Genomic DNA, 18,188 nt, shown 5'->3' with positions numbered 1-18,188 from the left:
AATGTGCCAGTTAGTTGAATAAGAATTTAGTTAACCTAACCAATTTTATGTTGCTACTTTGTTTTTTCAATATGTTTTCCTAGTATCTTTGATTGCCCATCAGGTACAATATAACCATTTTGAGTAATTGTATTTTCATCTCTTACATAATAGCTATATGTCCAATTTTCTTCATTCAGAAAAGTCACTCTTAAGTGATAAGGATTATATTCTCTGCCTCTATTACTACTTATTTTCCATTTTTCGTTCTGATACTTTTCATTTAAATAAGCATTAAGCTGATCTGTTTTTATTGAAACTCTATAATTTATATAATAAGGTCGAACAATAAAAAACAATACTTCTACTATTAAGAGTAAACCAACAAACTTGAAAATATTTTTTCTAGTTTTTTTTAAAACAATATAAGATAGAAATATAGATAATATGATTAATCCTATTGCTAATGAGTATTCAAAAAAAGCAATTGGATGCACCATCATTTCCTCACCACCTTAAAAACTATTTAAAGGACTGCCTTTTTATATAAATAGTATTCAATTTGATGTCTTAAAACCCTTTTATTTCTTAAACTAAACTAACGGTCAATAACATACTGATCCAACAGGTTTTATTTTATATACATTCCATCAGGATTAAAACCCATATATAATGTATTTTTTTTCTTATTGTATACAGTTGGATAACCTAGTGTATTTGTTACCATTTTAACGGGAGAATATCTTACTCCCTTTATTTCAACTAGTGAAGGAACAGACACATTATTTTCAATATACCTTGTATTTAATACAGTTAATTTATACTGAACTTTGGTATTCGAAACTTTATAACTATTTTGTTTTAATTTAGCATTTTCAGCTTTTAATGCTTTTATTTCTTTATTCTTAGATGTGATGATAGCATTCAAACGAACAATTTCTTTTTGTAGCTTTTTGACATCAACAGCTGCACCACTAGGTGAAATTAAATAGTTTGAACTTAATAATAATACCAATACTATGATAAATCCCCACTTTGTCTTTTTTATCATTATTTCCCTCCTTAATTTGAACAAGGAATCAGATTCTAAGCTATAAAATCTTTTTGTCCTACATTCTGAACAGAATTTCATTTATTGTTCCATTTTTTAGCAATCAATAGTTCAATTATACTGATAATATTCAGAAATATAAATTTTTTTTACATATAGTGAAAAATGCAACCAATGACTACATTGAATGTTGAACTAACGCGTTTATCTATCCAACTAGTATTTACTTAAAAAAAGCAGCCACTGGCTACTCTTAAATTTCAATTAACGGTCTAGTTAGGTCAATAAGGAAATGAACTTATACAAAGAGATAAGTATGAGCATAATCATAGCAATAATATGGATTCGACATAAATTAGATTCAGTTACATCGAAGTAATCCCAATCATAAGAAGTATAAGTCCAGACAAAGCAAAACTAAGAATTAGAGTAAATGTAGATAGATTAATATTATTCTTAAAGTTCATTACTCCAAAAATAAAACCAAATAATACGGTTCCCCACCATATAATATCAACTATTGATTCAGGAAATTTTTCTAATTGACTTGAAAAAAACATTACAAAAAGCAAAACTTGAAAAAACAGTGATATAATTAATGTCCAATGTGGTTTATTGAACTTACCCTTGTTCCTTTTAAGATTAAAAATGCAAAAAATAATATAGATACCGACAACTATAATTACGAATTTAAATATCAAACTAATCACAATCTCAAGCTCCCCATATTAATTATCTTTCAAAAACCATTAGGTTTCTCTTATTAGAAATATAATAATCTACTTTGTAAAAGCCACTTCAACGACTCTTTATCTTATAAAACTAACGCATCTGTTAGTTACATTAGAAAGCCCATTGATGATTCGGTGGTAAGTACTCATCACATAAAAGTCTTCCTTTAAATGTAACTCCGTTGCATAATTCAATTATTGGTTCGTCCTTCTCTCTATCAATAGTCCAACCACCACAACAAGTTATACCAATTTTTTATCCAGGAAATTTTTTAATGGCTTTTGAAGTACGTCCACAAAGGCTGTTATGATACTTGTTGCTAAAATAGCTATCAGACTTATCGATATAGGACCTGCTGGATCATCTCCTGTTATTTTAGAAATCACCTTTAAGCTTATTATCATCAACACAATGAAGAAAATGGCTGTAAGAGCACATTTTTTTATAATCTTTAAAGATTTAAGAGATAACTCGGAGAAAGCGTTGTTCATTTCGATATAGGTTAATAGTTTATATACTTGATACAACGTAAAAGAAAATGTAATACAGATTCCATAAGCACATACTAAAAGGGGATATAGCGAGTAATCCCCACCTGGATGTGCTTTTATGTCTTTAATGGTTAATACAGGCATCCAATAAATACACAAAGTAAATACTGCAATTCCAACCAGAAAAATAATGACCTTTAAGAAAGTGGCAGAAACTCGATTAACATTCATTTAAAACACCTCACTTGTGATGATAATACGACTTTAACGTATTTTTTATTGCTTTACAATAAATTTATATCTTTTTTCATTAAATTATTATTGTTATTTAATATCTTTTTTTAAATCAAAATAAAAAACATTTCTTATTTCAAGGAAATGTTTTTACATTAAAATATTAAATTGCAATTTGTTCATCTAGACTGCTAAATACAGAAATAGTAAATAAATTATCCGTTAAACGATGACGAATATTAACTACCCCAATAATCTTATTACTCTCATTAACTAGCCAGAATGTAGAGTCTGGCACCCAATTATCATGTAGATTCTTGCCTTCCTCGGATTCAAGTAAAGATTGAATCATTTCTTGGAAATGTGAAGGATCTTTACTGATAACTCAAGGTACCATTTCTTCTCCACTATCTTTCCATTCTTGATAAAAAGAAAGATATTCAGACTTTAATTCTATTGTTGGTCTTGTTAAATAAACTACATGCTTTATAGGAATCACCTTCTAACATCATAATCTAAAAACTATTCGACAAGAATTTTTATATCCCTTCTCTAATTCAACTATATTACCCTTTACACAAATAAAAAACGAGCCGAAAGCAGCTCGTGATCTTCAACTAACGCGCCAGTTAGTTTAATAAGCGTCGATTAGATTTTTAAGTTTATTGTAAAGTTCCTTATTAATATTCGTTTCTATACCAATTGCATCAATTAAATAATATAAACCATATAACCATGTATCATCAGTACTTCTATATGTAATTACTTTTGATAAGACAAATGTAACAACTTCTGCTAACTCTTCTATTGGTACAGTGCGCAGTAATTCTATTATTGTTAAATAACCTGGCCAATTCATATCCATTGTCCAGTCGTTTACTATATCATGTAAAACTGCTCCAATGACAGGGTAACCAATATTTTTTAATACAATTGCACAATTATTCCAACCCGTTTTATTATTGAGTTCGGAATGTCTCACTAATAATAATAAGTCATCATATTGAGTTACTTTTGATAGTTCTTCTATTGCCAATAGTTGAAACTCTTCTGAGTGATCCCAATTTAATTTTGGTAATAATTCTTTTACATCCATTTAAATTAAACTCCAATTTTATTTGTTACAGTTGGACTAACGCGCCAGTTAGTTCAATAAGGTAGTTCCAAATGAAATCATCCAAATGAGTCGATTAGGGGTAAAAGTTCTTCTAAATCTTTAATTGAATGTTCTATTTTAATTGAGCTGCTCCAAAACGGATCTTTCTTCCACACAGCTTTCATTCCAACATTCTGAGCCCCAATTACGTCATTTTCTGGATGATCGCCTACATACAAACTTTCTTCTGGAGTAACACCCAGTTTCTCTAATGCCCTTAAAAAAATTTTAGGTTGAGGTTTTTTAATTCCTTCTTGCTCTGAAATTAGTATTGTATCAATTAAATTATGAATTCCTAATGCTTTAAGGTTTAGGTTTTGAAATTTAGTAAACCCATTGGTAATCATACCTAATAGTATTCCTTTATATTTAAGTTCTTTTAGTACATACTCCATATTTGGAAAAGGGATACAACTATATTGAAATGAATTTATGTAATCTTCTAGTAGCCTTTCCCAGGTTAAATTAGAAATAGAGTATTCTTGAACTATTTGTTGATATACCTTGTCTTTCCATACGTACCCCTTATTATCTAATTCAATGAATCGTTCAGTATACTGTTGTTCAGATACATGTTTTAAATCACTCATGTACCTTTTATACTGATTTTTAATAAAGAGCTTTAAGGAACTATCTCGATCTAATAATGTTCCATCTAAATCAAAAATAACAGCTTTAATCATTTCCTCCTCCTTTTTCAAACCTTTTGGGTCTGGTGGTTTGACAGTTTCGTTCATATCAGTTGAATAAGGTAGTATATATTGATAACACGATTACTCTGTTATAACTCCCCTTTTATCCTTTGTATCTTCAATAAAATGGTAGGATTGAGTCCCTTTTTTCACAGTATTATTTTTTAACGTAAAAGGTTCAGCATTTACAAAAAATGCATCTATTCTAAAATCATCTTTTCTAATAGGTAATTTACTATCAAATAGATAGTAAGAATTCCCCTCTAATCTTGGGTTTTTATAGTTAATAAATACTGGAGATGTTGCCGATTTACTAAATATATTAGAATTCTTTACTGATTTTGCGCCGATTGAAATTTTAATAACATCATAAGGAACTATTCCATTTTTTTTATCAATACTAGATAATGATTTATTACTCAAATTTAATACATAATAATATTTCTTAGTATTCTTATTTGATAATTCTTTGATCTCGTAGCCTATGTTATTTATTGCAGATTGTGAAAGTATATCTTGTTGCTCTGTATATCTTAATGATGTCTTTTCAAATGTATTTAAACTTATTAGTGATACAGAAGATTCTTTCTTTTTTATTTCTTTAGAAACTTCTACTTTATTACAACCATTTGAAATTAAAAGTACTACACACAAAAACATAAAGCTTGTCATTTTATATTTCAATATTTTCACCTCAGAAATCATTGTACGTTATTGGTATTTATTTCAACAAAGTAGATTCATATCCTTTAATCTTATTTTGATATACTCCCAATGGTTAAAAAGGAGCCGATCATTCAGCACCAAGTTTTTTTAACTAACGCGATTGTAAGCTACCTAAAAAAATCCTATTTGATAAAACTTTAATTATTTAATTCTTCTTGTTTAGCAGCTTCATAATAGGAAGTAAAAATTCTGAAACAGTTCATAAAATGAACATGTAGATTATGATATTGCGTTTGTAATTGTGATCTTGGAGCATTTTTTGAGTTTTGTAAATCAATGATATCCTTTTCAATCGTACGACAAGCACCAATAGTATACGTCAATAAGGATTCTGTATATGGAGTATAGTTTTTTTCCGATTCTAATTTCATTAAAATTTCCCTTAAAAATTTCACATCATAATAAAGACCATAAAGTTTGTGTCGTTTCATTTTCGATGCATCTTCCTTCACTAACCACTTCTGCTCAGTCATTTTTAATAAATAATCCGTAGTTGAAGTTATATTTTCTGAAAAAACATTTTCTATAAGATCATTTTTGTAAATCTTTTTGAAATTTTGTAAGTCCCTAACATATTCTTTAACCATTACATTATCAGGATTATATGAATATGTATTATATAAACTGAAATTAGAATAGGGATAAAGATATGTATTCCCTAATAAGATTAGTAAAATTAGAACTAAAATAATCCATTTTCCTTTTGCGTGTTGCTTCATGTTGTTTCCTCTTTTTTAGTTATTTATTTTTATAGATATAATAAATTAGCGATATTTCTTTGTAATTATAACATTCTTAACTAACCTAAACTGTCAATTAGTACAAAAAAAATAGACTACCGTAGCAGCCTAGCTTTATCCAACTAACGCATGCGTTTGTTCAATAAGAATTATTGACTAAATTTATTTTCACTTGGTTTTGCTAAAATAATTGATATTAAGAATAAGACAAAACTACCACCAATAGAACCAATTAATGCTGAATCAATTTCCGAGTCAAAAAAGAAAACTTCAACTATACAATATGCGATAGAAAATGATACAGCTTGAATGATATTTATATAGACTCTCTTTTTAGAAATCATATTTACCTCCATTTGTTTATACCAAATATCCCTTTTTAATATTTTAACAATGCTATTAAAATTCCTTTTCATCCTATTTAGCAAAGTTTACATGAATTTAAATAGAGGATTTATCGATTGATCACCCTCTTTAAGTGGTTCAACTAATGACCCAGATAATTTAATAAGTTGATGTAGTAAAATTATTTCTTTTAAAAAGTCTCTCCTTCTTTTAGCGAAAATCTGATTAATTAATTTCAGAAGAGCTAGCAATTAATTCAGAATAATAATGAACAAGCTGAGGATACTCTTTTACCTCTTTTTTACCTACTTCGCTAATACTATAAGTTCCCCTTTTAATCCTAGTAAACCATCCATAATAGTTTTTATTTAAGATTGATAATGTCTTATTCCCAGTACCAATAGTACGTAGTGCTTTAGGAGATAATGGGCCAAAACGTTCAAGGCAGCAAGCAATATGAATACAACTTTCTTTATAAGCTGTCATAATTTTAGTTTTGTTACTCCCACCGATATTATGGTCTCCATTTCTACCCTTTATTTCATTTAGAAGTCTTTCCTTTTCATTCCTACTCATTTGCATACTTTTTTTACGATCGAAATGCGAAGGTGTAATTTTTATATCCACCTGACCTTTGCTTTTTTGAAATGAAACGATTATCAGACCTAACTCAAGCCTTCTTATTAAATAACATATATTTTTCCATTTCTTAGAGTGTAGACTGTAATTTGGCTTAGGAATAGCTATATAAACATTTTCCGATAAACGCTGTCTTTTGGTAGCCTGTATTAAAAGTTCCACACTTAAATTAAGTTTTAATTCAACAATAATAAGTTCGTTCTCTTTCACAGCAATCAAATCACAATGGTTGACCTCCCCATAAACCTCATATTCTCGTTGAATAAAATAATTTTGAATTGGCCTATATAAATCAACTTCGTATAACTTTGCCGCTTTATTTTTCATTTCTGTAAAATACTCCCTCAAATTATTAATTTAAGTATAATACAACACTACTTATTTAGTTTTTTTAATTCTGTTTATTTATTAAAAAATTAAATAATAAAAGCTGCATTGTTTTGGAATCAACAACTACAGCTTTTTTATTTTTCATTATTAAAAGGACTAAATTGTCGCTCTTCTTGTACAATTAACGCGCCAGTTAGTCATAATGAACGAAACGGCTCCTTTTGCTTAGCGTAGGTTGCACTTGGCAATAATGGGAGTGATTCAAAAGCCTACCCAAACCAAATGTAGAGCTACAAACAAAAAGGAGCCGTTTATATTATGAAGGATAGTCAAAAATTTATTGGTTTAGACGTATCAAAGGACATTATTTCTGTTGGTATTGCTGAAGAAGGGCGTGGCGAACCACGTTTTCACGGTAATATTCAAAACACACCTGAAAGTATTCGTAAACTTTTTAAGAAGTTAGGTGATCCTGAGAATCTACTTGTGTGCTACGAAGCAGGTTCTTGCGGGTATAGTATTTACCGTCAGCTTTTATCAATGGATATCGAATGTATAGTAGTTGCACCTACTATAATTCCGAAAAGAGCTGGTGATCGAGTAAAAACTGACCGTCGTGATGCACTAAGACTAGCTCAGCTTCTTCGAGCTGGAGAGCTAACTTCTGTTTGGGTACCTGATGAAACACATGAAGCATTGAGAGATTTAATTCGTGCTCGTTTTGATACTCGTGAAGATCTACAAAGAGTACGTCAAAGACTAGTTCACTTCTTACTTCGTCATGAAATTCGTCCACCGCAAGGTGTTAAGAATTGGACGGTCAAATATCGTACTTGGTTAAATTCACTTACGTTTGATAAACCATCATTAAGAATTGTATTCCAAGAATATTATCATTCAATTTATGAGGTCGAAGAAAGAATGAAGCGTATCGAAGCTCAAATTCACGAAGAAGCAATTGCGAGTGAACATGCGCCTGTCATCCAAGCACTTCAAACTTTAAGAGGTATAGCTGAAGTAACAGCTGTAACTCTCGTGGCTGAGGTTGGTCAATTTTCTCGTTTTTCAAACCCAAGACATTTAATGTCTTATGCAGGACTTGTCCCAAAAGAATATTCAAGTGGATCAAACCGTTGGCAAGGATCCATTACGAAAGTTGGAAATTCCCATATTCGTCGTGCTTTAGTGGAATGTTCTTGGTCATATCGACATCGTCCTTCTCTTAAAGGTGAATTATTGAAAAGACAAGCTAATCAACCAATTGAAGCCCAACGAATTGCCTGGAAAGCCCAACACCGTCTCAATTTAAAGTACAACCGAATAACCTCTAGAGGAAAAACTGGTAAATTTGCAGTAGTCGCAGTTGCTAGAGAACTAATTGGATTCATATGGGCGATTGGTTGTAGTATCGAAGATTCTCAAATCAATCAAACTAAAATTGCTTAATTAACATAAACATTTTAAAAGAATATTAGATTTAAAATTGAAATTTTGGCTCGGAGGCAAACTCGGTAAGGAGAACCCTCTTGTTCAACTATGCATTAGGTAAAATTACTGAACATGCGCCGTTAGATCGAGGTAGCTCCATAACGAATATAATGAAATGTGGTAACCAACCCACGCATATCAGACTGTAAATCACCGTTAATTTATTTGCCTTCGTGCCAAGCTTTTAAGACATTATCTTTACCTTAAAAACTAAGCATTTCTACTATTATATTGTAGTCGTTCACAGACTTAGAGATTTAATTTTGAATTCTAGGTTGGTAGTCTTTATTTAAGTCTGTCTAAAAAAACAAAAATAATAGATATTAGACCTTTTGGGTCTGGTGGTTTGACAGTTTCGTTCATATCAGTTGAATAAGCGTTTTAATACTTCATCAAATTTAGATTCAAATTCTTCTTCTATATACTTTAGTCGGATTATAATAAAAACCCTACTTACATACAAAAACCACCAATAATAGGTGGTTAGATAATCATAGAAAAATAGTTATTTTGAATTAAAGTACATTTCTTTCCATTCACTTAAGTAAGGAGCATTATTCGTTTTTACAGGTTCCTCATCTAGTAATGTAATAAATTCTAAACTATTATTATCTGGGTCATTGAAATAAACAGATGCAGCTGGCATCCATGTATGAACGATTGGTTCAATTGGCTCTCTTCCAAAGAAATTCTCTGTTGGCAGTATTCCCTTTTCTTTTAACCAATCAATACTTTTTTCTAAGTCATCAAGATTAACTCCAAATGCAAAATGACCTGTTTTTACTTCTTTTCCTTTTTCAGTTTCCCATAATCCTAACATTTGATTTTGTTCACCAATGAAAAAGAATGCAACTCTTCTTGCTTCAATTTTATTAACAAGCTTGATCCCTATTCTCTCATAAAACTCGATGGATTTTTCTAAATTACTTACCTCTAAATGAGATTCATATAAGCTTTTAATCATTTTTGTTCCTCATTTCTTTTATTATAATTTATTTGTTTTCTTAAGATAAATATATATAAATAAAATAAGGAAACACATACATCAATCGTTTGATTTCTGCCTCAACTTTAGATGTAGAAAATACAGATAATGTGTGAATTGGTTGTATTTTTCTTCAATTTAGTCTATTTGGTTCATATAATTTACTTGCGAATGAATGATCTGAAGAAAAGCAGGAGGAGACTTATTTATCATGTAAAGATGATTTTTCATTGATCATAACAATTTTTAATGCCTAAAGAGATATTATTAATTTTATCATGCATATTTATCTAATCTGCTTGAATGTAAAATGGGAGCAAATAATGAAGTGAACCCAAATTTTATGTAACAAACGCGCAAGTTAGTTCAATAACGAAATGGAAGTAACTTTGATCATATTCAATCCAAAAAGCTTTTACCAAGATGTCCATTTTGAATGAAATACTTTAGTTTTATAACTCAGTTCAAAAAAAATACTGTTAAAAGATTTCACCAATTAATAAAAGAGCTACTAAAAATATGATTTGTAAGATAGTTCGTAGAAATAAAGGGGTAGTAGGCTTTCCAGCAATTGTGAGGCCTTTTCTACTAGCATTTATATTTGCTGGAAACAAAATAATTAGAAGTAATGCCAAACCAATTGAAGCAATATTAGAAGTAAATGGAATCAGTAAACATATAGCCCCAATAACCTCAAGTATTCCAGTTATTGTCACCATGAGTCCAGCATTTGGGACTCTTGAGGGTACCATTTTAATAAGATCGGGACGTCTCTTTCCCCAGTGAGCAGAAGCCGTAAATAAAAACATCAGAGCAACAGCAACTCGTAAAGAAGATTTCCACTCGTCAAAATAATCTATTCCTAAAACACCAGTTATACGAAAAATAAAAAATGAAAAAATTAGGATAATAAACGGTGCCAAATAAATTTTCTCCCCTTAACAATTTATTTTCTTATTGATGCCACTTTATAAACTATTCATTTCTAGTTTACATAAATACTTTAAGAGTGAAAAATTCAAAAAAATTTAGAGCATCAATTACTTTAGCAACAATAAAGGTTTTAGTAATACATTTGATTTTTTTATCCAATTTTCCTTCATAAAAATGAAGTTCAAGTTCAATCAATCAAGACTATTTCCACTAACGCATGCGTTAAAGATAAGGATATTCTAAAGTAGTCTTTATTACTTTTTTCTATTTCAGATTGGAAATTCATTAACCTCATTTGCTACCCGAATTCCAGACTCAATTGCCCCTTGGATCCAAGCATGGTAATTAGAAGTATGTTCACCAGCAAAGTGCACCCTTCCTTCAGGTGAAGCTATATATGGGTTGAACTCCTCTTCTTGCCCTGGTTCAAAAAACGAGAAAGCTCCACAAGAAAATGGATTTTGACTCCAACTAAAAGAAGTTCCAGTAATAAATTCAGAATACACTTGATTTCCCCATATTTTTGACAAGTTCTGCAAGGCATACTGAATACGTTCTTCGTTAGTTAAGCTACTTAATGTTAGAGCTTCATCTGCCCATGCATAGCTTACTTTTACTACTGCTGGACCAGTCGTGCCAATTCCAACGCTAGGATACATTGTTAATCGAATTGGCAAATCAGTTATTGTTTGACCGCCTAATTGACCTTCTCGTTCCCAAAATCTGTTTTTAAATTCGATACCAATTTTCGTTGCCGACATATAGTTAATTTCTCTAATCGCTTTGTGTTTGTTGTAAGAAAACGAATGGTATGGCTCAATTTCCACAAATCTTAAAAGAGAGAAAGGAATAGTTACTATTACAAGATCCGCGTTCATCATAGAATGTTCGGAAGTATGAGTATTAACAGTTTGTATTGTTACACTATTCTTGTATTGAATAATTTTTAGCACCTTTTGATGATACATAATATAATCCTTTAATTGGGGTAAAAATGCTTTTGGTAATAGGTCCATTCCGCCCGTTATTTCATAAAAGTGTTTTGACGATTTAAAAGCTATCTGTTCTTTCAATACTTCAAGAAATGACATTCCCATGAATGCCTCAAAATCCAACAGAACGCCAATCATGTCGATAGCTCCTACTGAAAAATGCATTTTTAAAAATGAACCAAATGAGTGATTCTTATACTTATTTTCTACTATAAACCAGTTTCTCGCTGGATCTTGATTTATAAAATCGATGATTGGTTGCAAAGATTGATCTAACAGCTCATCTGCTGTCTTACCTCTTTCATTCAATGTAACCGGATAGTTTAGTATACCTGGATATCTTTCATAGTCAGTATTATTTGTTTTAATTCCATTTGCATAAATAAAATCTCTAGGAGTTTTATTAATAAATTCATTTATTGGTAACTTAAATTTTTTAATATACTCTAAAGTCAAGTGATGAATATTTGGGATTCGTAATGGCCCTGCATTTAAGTAGAGACCTTTACTGAAAGGGGAACGCAAAGTATACGTTCGTCCTCCCACTCTATCATTTGCTTCTAGGATGACGACATTATGTCCAGCATTTTTTAATAATGAAGCGGTGGTTAGTCCTGCCATACCTGCACCTATAATAATTATTTTCTTGGGGAATTGTGTTTTTCTCAAACCGTTTCTAATAATAGATATCATTTGCTCATTTGTTAATGGATTATATGGCATATATTCACCCCTTAATAATTCAGTCAATTCATTGTATTCACATACAATGACGCCTATGAATTCTTTAGAGTGTGAGGATTTTATGAGATTGATTGTAAAAGACAATTTTTAATTTTATCATACTACAAAGTAAGTATTCGGAAATATTGATTCAATATTAGGAATATCTCTCTTTAAATTTTCCAGGGGAATCATCTCTACTTCAATCAAATTAAACTATATTAAAAAAAATAATAAAAAAGCCCACATGCGGCTCATGAACTTATATAACTAACGCATCCGTTAGTTCAATAAGAAACTATTAATCTAATTTTTTTACAAATAAAACTCTGTCTTGATTTGGTCCGTCATAGTCTGCATTTATTGATAGACCATCAACAATTGTATCTCCATCTTCAATTTCAAAACCCATCTTGGTATGATAGACAATTGAAACTTTATTGACAGGTGACGTTACACAACGAACAATACTCCGATCATTTTGCTTTACCGCATTAAAAAATGTATTGTATAAATATTTTCCAATATTATGCTTTCTGTATTCAGGATGAACTCCAACAAAATGAATATACGCCTCATTTGAATGAGTTTGGGAAAGGAATCCTATTAGAAAACCCACAAGTTTACCATCCTTTTCTGCAATGTAACTTGTTTGTGTAAAATGGTCGAAGAATAATTTTGGTAACATATCAGACATATTCCTGCCACCCCACCACTCATTGATTAGAGGTGAAATTACATAGTAGTCTGAACCTTTAACTGAACGAATTTCCATTTTTATCCCCCTATTAATGTAAAAATCTATTTAAACTGATCACTCCTTATTGGTTATAATTAAAGTATATCATTTCCTTTTGAACTTAACTTTCGTTTAACCCAACAAAAAAGACTGCCGAAGCAGTCGATCTTTGTTCAACTAATGCGTCCGTTAGTGGAATAAGCTAAGATTTCCACTCCTCATCTAAGAGTGCGTAATAATACTCGTCCCACCATTCGTTTCCTTGCGGTATACACTTTTTGAAAAAACCTTCTCTTCTCATACCAATTTTCTCCATAACTCGATATGAGGGAATATTCTCAGGCTGACAAGTCGCTATAATCCTATGTAATTTCATTGTCTCAAAACCATATTTCAATAGAGAATATGCTGCTTCAGATGCATACCCTTTATTATAATATTTTGGATTGAACACCCAACCTATGTCATACGTATGTTCACCAAAATACTTATGGAACTCAATGTGACCAATCAATGTTTGGTCTTTCTTTAATAACACAGCGAAATTCCTAGCATTTTCACTACTGTTTTTAATTACAAATTCCTTTGAATATTTTTCAGAAAAAACACCTTCTGGCATATATTTCATAACATCAATATCAGATGTATACTCATGTACACATCGCCAATCCTCATATGTAAATTTACGTATTATTAATCTTTCCGTTGCTATGTTCATTTGCTTTCCCCCGTAATTTCCCTTTTTCTATCTTTGTCTTTTGAATGTACTATTCAACTAAACTCATGCGTTAGTTGAATTAGGAATTAGTTTTTTTAGCAACCAAGAAATAAGTGCTACTCCCCATTACAATTCCCCCTGCAATACCTATTAACATACCAATTACAGTCCAATAGGTGGATAAGTATATACCAAACATAAACATTATTAATCCGATTAAAAATAAAATAGTACCTTTTTTCATACTTCTCCTCCAAATACGAACTAAAGTAATTAAGTTCTACTTGTGATAATACAGGTCAATGATCATATCTTAAAAAAAAGACAGTGCAATTATAATAATTACTGTGCCTTCGGAGTCTTTTGGTTCTGCCCTGCAAAAAATGCTGAACATAGAAGGAAGACTGTTCCTAAACCGGCTCCCACTATCATTGAATAATCAAAGATATTCTTTAATGCTAATCCACCAGCAATTGATGCGACAAAAAACATAAGAAATATTAATATATAGTTCTTTTTCATATATTTACAACTCCTTTAAAGGTTAAGAAGGTTTAAAATAAAAATTTCTTAAAAAAAATAAATATGCTATGTAATAAAATTGAAAAATAGAAAGCACCTAACAATAATGTATGATAATTGAATATGGGTAAAAAAATGATAGTCATTCTCTATGCTTATAAAGTATATGAGTAGGGCAATTACTAAGTAAGTAAAAACGAATGCCTTAGATAATAAAAATTGTTTCAATGTCTTCTTTTTCATTTGTAGAACATCCTATCAAACTACTTTCTGGATAAATTAATTTTACCATATTTTGGAATTTGCAACACTTTTTTTGAAGGTTCTTATTTGACAGTTATTTAAATAAAAAAACAGCCAAAGGCTGTTCACACTTTTCAACTAACCCGCTAGTTAGTTGAACGATTATGTTAGTCTAAATCTCCATTTAATAAAGCAAATCATCATTTATTTGAAGTCCATTTTCATTACAATAATCACAGTATCGTTTATAAACAGAATATATATCATCCTGACCAACTACTTGTTCTTCTTCATCAAAATATTGAAGTGAACCTCCTAAGATAAAAAGAGTAATAACCTCCTCTTCCTCAGTGATTAAAGTATGTATATCCCCTGGTGGTTCAAATATGAACGTTCCAGGTTTTGCAACCCAACTTCGCTCAGCATATCTCCATTTACCCTTTAGGTTAAACCCAATAACATTTCCACCTGTATGTCTGTGTCGTGTTAAGGTTTTATTCTTTTTAATTTTAAATAGATATATCCATGTTCCGGTAGAAAAATCAAACCTAACTGGTTTAAAGTGACAAGTTCCATCATCGAAAGGAATCCAATGAATTTCCTCAGTATCAAATACTCTATCCGGTAGTTGAAGTTCTTCAGCAAATTTAATTAATTTTTCGTCTATAAGTTTGTTCACTTTATAATCACCTTTCATATGTGTGCTCTGTTAAATTATTAACCTCTATAATATTTCTTTAAATGTTCCTTAAAGTCCTTTCATTACAGTATCTTCTCCATCTGGATTTCATTATGTAACCATACAATTTTACTAGTATCTTATTTTATTGAAATATCCATTTGAATACTTTCTACTGACATTTAGTCTATAAAAAAAGGATTATTATGCATAATGAATAGCTTAATATATTAAAAACCTAGCATTTAATAAGAATTATTCGTATTATCTTTTAGCATCTTCTATATACTGGTAGTGATACTATTTTATTATTTTTTGTTTAACTTCTTTTTATCTTTGCTTAATATATTGATTTGGTAAATGTCATCCTTGACTTTTGATTTCATCTCATCTGATTTTAAAAATTCATCTATTACTCGTGCAAGATTGTTTCCGAACTCATTTGAATTATCATCCGTGCTTTTAACAGTCGTTCTTATAAATAATTCAATTTTAGGATAAACAGAATAACCAATACCCTTTACTTTGTATTCACTTTTACTTAGAATTATTTCTCCAATTAATGATAGATTATCTCCCCATCTAGCATCCTGTTCTTGTTTTATTAAATTTACTTTCCTTACCTTTATCGGGTAGTGTTCCACATTCAACTTTTCAACAGCTTGATTAATCACACTTTTTATTTCATCTATTTGTGATTTTCCAACCGTATCAGGGATTTCCAGACCAATATAACGGTCAAATTTATTATTTCGAACCATTGTATTGAGAATATTAAATTTATGTTTACTAAGTTCATTATTAATTGCAGTAGTAATACGTTCATTTTCATCAATTCTCTTTTGATCATCCTTACTTTCATTCATTATTATTTCTCTTTTTCTTTCGACGTTTATTGAATAGGTATCATAATTGTACTTCTTTAAAATATTTTTTACTGTTTCTTGAACTTCATCTTTTACATCTTCATAATACTTTTTTGAACCTGCCAATGAGATAGCTATTTCCTTCTTAGGTTGATAAACAACTCCTAATGAGTCTATTTTATAACCTTTATTATTTAATTCTTCAGTAAGGATTGTCATTATTGGTTTTTGGACAAACAATTTACCTAAATACGGGATTTTAGATACTACCTTAGCCATAGAAGGAGAAACATAAGCACTACTAAACACTAATGCAAAAATGATTGCTGCTAATCCACTAATCATAACTGCTTTTCGACCAATACTACTCTTTGTTTTCTTCAATTTAATAGGTGATGGTCTCCTACTTGAAATCTTTTTCTCATCTTCAATTGATGATAAAACTTTATTTTTAATTCGATTTGCAATTTCTTCATTATATAAATTATTGTAATTATCATTCGAACGTTTTATTTCTTTATCCATTAGGTATTTCTCCCTTCTTGGAATCAAGTTTTTTTCGTAACATAGATCTACCTCTTGCTAGTCTCGTTTTAATAGTGTTTAGATTAATATCTAATGTTTCTCCAATTTCTTCGATTTTAAGTTCATGAAAATAATGAAGAACAATGACTTCACGATATTTTACGGGTAAAGCATGAACAACCTGTAAAAGATACTCATTTTGGCTTATTTTTATATATGTATCTTCCGTACTCTCTTTCCTTCTACTATTCTCAAAGAAAAAGGTTGGATACTTTAATAAATTTAAGCTTTTTTTCTTTAAAAAATCTTTTGCCGTATTAACTGTAATTCGATAAAGCCAAGTCTTGATTGTGGCATCTCCTCTAAAATTTTCAATATGTTTATAACATTTTAAAAAGACTTCTTGTGAAATATCCTCTGCTTCGAGTTGGTCTTTTACATATGAAAATGCAATTAAATATACTTTTTTGGTATATGTATCCATTAGATTTGCTATCAACAAATCTTTATCTAGACAATTCTCTTCGTTTTCGACTTCATATCTAAATCGATTTAAATTTTTATTGATCATTTAATTTCCTCCCTTCGACCACTCTTTAGACTGATGAACGAGCAATAAGGTTTCACTTTTTTAAAAAATAATATTAAAACCTATTTATAATGTTCTTACTAACGATATAAAAAGCCTGTAACATGATTACCAAGTAATCTAGATACAGGCTTTTTATATTTTACTAATGAAACTAACGCGCCAGTTTGTTGAATTAAAATAACTTACTGGACAATTTGTGAATATCTTCCTTGGCCAGTTAATAACCATTCATCCACAGCTTTTTTAGGAAAATACATTTTATTGTTAATTTCTATAAAGCTTAATCCGAATTCTCTCGAACCATCAGAATTTTTGGTGTTAATGGAAGCTAGTAATCGACTTAGCTCTTGCTCTGAAAGTCCTAAATATTTGGCAAGTTCAGGACCAGTCAGTAATTGCTTTTCATTCATAAATTCTTTATTTAGAGAGTTTTCAGACTCCATTTTATTGTCTTGAACTGTATTTGAAATAATTAGTGATGCAGTAATAATAGATATCCCTAAAATTAGAGATGAAATTAAAGTTATATTCGGTTTCACAAAAAACACCCCATCAAATTAATATTATGTTGCACTAACTCCCAAACCCCAAATACTCATTTTCTTATTTTTCTTTATTGTATAATATAAATCCTTGTTCAACTATCCTATTATTTATCAAAATAAAAAGACTGAAAAACAGCCTTATGTGATCTTCGACTCCAATTCATCTTTACAATTACTATAAAAATAAATGTAACATTTCTTATTCAACTAATCCCCTGTTTGTGAAACAAAAAAGAGCCACTCTGTGACTCTGGTTATTCAAGTAACGCGCCAGTTAGTTCAATAAAGAAAACTTACTTTATCATATCAAAACTATAAATTATCCCGTTCTAAATCTTTTGCTCGATACATTCATCTATTTTTGATGTGTTCTGCCAACATTTAGCTTAATTTTGTCAAAATCTATTAATTCTATTTGTTTTATTACAAAAATATTGCAAGATGATATTTTCATTACAAAGCCATAAATAGATGATGTTATTGATCCATATCAAAGTTAAATGTGATAAATTGAATAAAAGTT

Annotated in this window: 21 protein-coding genes and 1 pseudogene; 1 reads left to right on the top strand and 21 read right to left on the bottom strand. The window is 30.0% G+C overall.

From position 1 onward, the window contains the following. Positions 1-53: 53 nt before the first annotated feature. The 10 genes and pseudogenes from ACX6U0_RS00510 to ACX6U0_RS00465 all read right to left on the bottom strand — a co-directional run bounded on the left by ACX6U0_RS00510 (position 54) and on the right by ACX6U0_RS00465 (position 7,112). Positions 54-482: a hypothetical protein gene (locus ACX6U0_RS00510; RefSeq protein ID WP_464958052.1), complete on the bottom strand. Its 429-nt coding sequence runs from the start codon at positions 480-482 to the stop codon at positions 54-56. Between the two features lie 128 nt (positions 483-610). Further along, positions 611-1,030: a hypothetical protein gene (locus tag ACX6U0_RS00505; protein ID WP_464958051.1), complete on the bottom strand. Its 420-nt coding sequence runs from the start codon at positions 1,028-1,030 to the stop codon at positions 611-613. A gap of 974 nt (positions 1,031-2,004) precedes the next feature. Continuing rightward, on the bottom strand, positions 2,005-2,484 hold the full coding sequence (locus tag ACX6U0_RS00500; protein WP_464958050.1) for a DUF2975 domain-containing protein: 480 nt from the start codon (positions 2,482-2,484) through the stop codon (positions 2,005-2,007). 211 nt (positions 2,485-2,695) lie between these two features. Continuing rightward, positions 2,696-2,977: pseudogene (locus ACX6U0_RS00495) on the bottom strand (GNAT family N-acetyltransferase); the annotation flags it as partial. A 144-nt stretch (positions 2,978-3,121) separates the two neighbouring features. Beyond that, positions 3,122-3,583 carry a DUF5071 domain-containing protein gene (locus ACX6U0_RS00490; RefSeq protein ID WP_464958049.1) on the bottom strand — a complete coding sequence of 154 codons (462 nt, stop codon included), beginning with the start codon at positions 3,581-3,583 and terminating at the stop codon, positions 3,122-3,124. A 77-nt stretch (positions 3,584-3,660) separates the two neighbouring features. Then, positions 3,661-4,326, bottom strand: a complete 666-nt coding sequence (locus ACX6U0_RS00485) for an HAD family hydrolase (RefSeq protein ID WP_464958048.1) — start codon at positions 4,324-4,326, stop codon at positions 3,661-3,663. A 90-nt stretch (positions 4,327-4,416) separates the two neighbouring features. Beyond that, the gene (locus tag ACX6U0_RS00480; protein WP_464958047.1) at positions 4,417-5,019 is read right to left on the bottom strand and encodes a hypothetical protein; all 603 of its coding nucleotides are present in this window, start codon (positions 5,017-5,019) and stop codon (positions 4,417-4,419) included. 179 nt (positions 5,020-5,198) lie between these two features. Beyond that, positions 5,199-5,780 carry a hypothetical protein gene (locus tag ACX6U0_RS00475; RefSeq protein ID WP_464958046.1) on the bottom strand — a complete coding sequence of 194 codons (582 nt, stop codon included), beginning with the start codon at positions 5,778-5,780 and terminating at the stop codon, positions 5,199-5,201. 170 nt (positions 5,781-5,950) lie between these two features. Then, a complete protein-coding gene (locus tag ACX6U0_RS00470; RefSeq protein WP_464958045.1) occupies positions 5,951-6,145 on the bottom strand; it encodes a hypothetical protein in 195 nt (64 codons plus the stop codon). A 226-nt stretch (positions 6,146-6,371) separates the two neighbouring features. Beyond that, on the bottom strand, positions 6,372-7,112 hold the full coding sequence (locus ACX6U0_RS00465; protein WP_464958044.1) for a DUF2161 domain-containing phosphodiesterase: 741 nt from the start codon (positions 7,110-7,112) through the stop codon (positions 6,372-6,374). Between the two features lie 321 nt (positions 7,113-7,433). Here ACX6U0_RS00465 and ACX6U0_RS00460 point away from each other — a divergent pair, with 321 nt between their 5' ends. After that, a complete protein-coding gene (locus ACX6U0_RS00460; protein WP_464958043.1) occupies positions 7,434-8,561 on the top strand; it encodes an IS110 family RNA-guided transposase in 1,128 nt (375 codons plus the stop codon). A 547-nt stretch (positions 8,562-9,108) separates the two neighbouring features. Here the strand turns inward: ACX6U0_RS00460 and ACX6U0_RS00455 are convergent. The 11 genes from ACX6U0_RS00455 to ACX6U0_RS00405 all read right to left on the bottom strand — a co-directional run bounded on the left by ACX6U0_RS00455 (position 9,109) and on the right by ACX6U0_RS00405 (position 17,659). Next, positions 9,109-9,567, bottom strand: coding sequence for a VOC family protein (locus tag ACX6U0_RS00455; protein ID WP_464958042.1), 459 nt, complete (start codon positions 9,565-9,567; stop codon positions 9,109-9,111). A gap of 500 nt (positions 9,568-10,067) precedes the next feature. After that, complete coding sequence (locus ACX6U0_RS00450; protein WP_464958041.1) at positions 10,068-10,511, bottom strand: DoxX family protein; 444 nt, start codon at positions 10,509-10,511, stop codon at positions 10,068-10,070. Between the two features lie 279 nt (positions 10,512-10,790). Further along, positions 10,791-12,236, bottom strand: a complete 1,446-nt coding sequence (locus ACX6U0_RS00445; protein ID WP_464958040.1) for a flavin monoamine oxidase family protein — start codon at positions 12,234-12,236, stop codon at positions 10,791-10,793. Between the two features lie 301 nt (positions 12,237-12,537). Then, a complete protein-coding gene (locus tag ACX6U0_RS00440; RefSeq protein WP_464958039.1) occupies positions 12,538-13,011 on the bottom strand; it encodes a GNAT family N-acetyltransferase in 474 nt (157 codons plus the stop codon). A gap of 166 nt (positions 13,012-13,177) precedes the next feature. Continuing rightward, positions 13,178-13,693 (bottom strand): GNAT family N-acetyltransferase, encoded by a 516-nt coding sequence (locus ACX6U0_RS00435; RefSeq protein WP_464958038.1) that lies wholly within the window; start codon positions 13,691-13,693, stop codon positions 13,178-13,180. Between the two features lie 79 nt (positions 13,694-13,772). Continuing rightward, positions 13,773-13,937, bottom strand: a complete 165-nt coding sequence (locus ACX6U0_RS00430; RefSeq protein ID WP_464958037.1) for a hypothetical protein — start codon at positions 13,935-13,937, stop codon at positions 13,773-13,775. Between the two features lie 98 nt (positions 13,938-14,035). After that, on the bottom strand, positions 14,036-14,215 hold the full coding sequence (locus ACX6U0_RS00425; RefSeq protein ID WP_464958036.1) for a hypothetical protein: 180 nt from the start codon (positions 14,213-14,215) through the stop codon (positions 14,036-14,038). Positions 14,216-14,642: 427 nt separating this feature from the next. Next, a complete protein-coding gene (locus ACX6U0_RS00420) occupies positions 14,643-15,137 on the bottom strand; it encodes a 2,4'-dihydroxyacetophenone dioxygenase family protein (protein ID WP_464958035.1) in 495 nt (164 codons plus the stop codon). Positions 15,138-15,445: 308 nt separating this feature from the next. Continuing rightward, positions 15,446-16,528: a hypothetical protein gene (locus tag ACX6U0_RS00415; RefSeq protein WP_464958034.1), complete on the bottom strand. Its 1,083-nt coding sequence runs from the start codon at positions 16,526-16,528 to the stop codon at positions 15,446-15,448. Continuing rightward, positions 16,521-17,099, bottom strand: a complete 579-nt coding sequence (locus ACX6U0_RS00410; RefSeq protein ID WP_464958033.1) for a sigma-70 family RNA polymerase sigma factor — start codon at positions 17,097-17,099, stop codon at positions 16,521-16,523. Before ACX6U0_RS00410 ends, ACX6U0_RS00415 begins: the two co-directional genes overlap by 8 nt. A 203-nt stretch (positions 17,100-17,302) precedes the next feature. Next, on the bottom strand, positions 17,303-17,659 hold the full coding sequence (locus tag ACX6U0_RS00405; protein ID WP_464958032.1) for a helix-turn-helix domain-containing protein: 357 nt from the start codon (positions 17,657-17,659) through the stop codon (positions 17,303-17,305). Between the last annotated feature and the right edge of the window lie 529 nt (positions 17,660-18,188).

Source organism: Gottfriedia sp. ABJ_BB2_2 (assembly GCF_055484705.1).
Note: the sequence above shows the minus strand (reverse complement) of the source record. Positions and strands in the feature narration are given on the sequence as shown.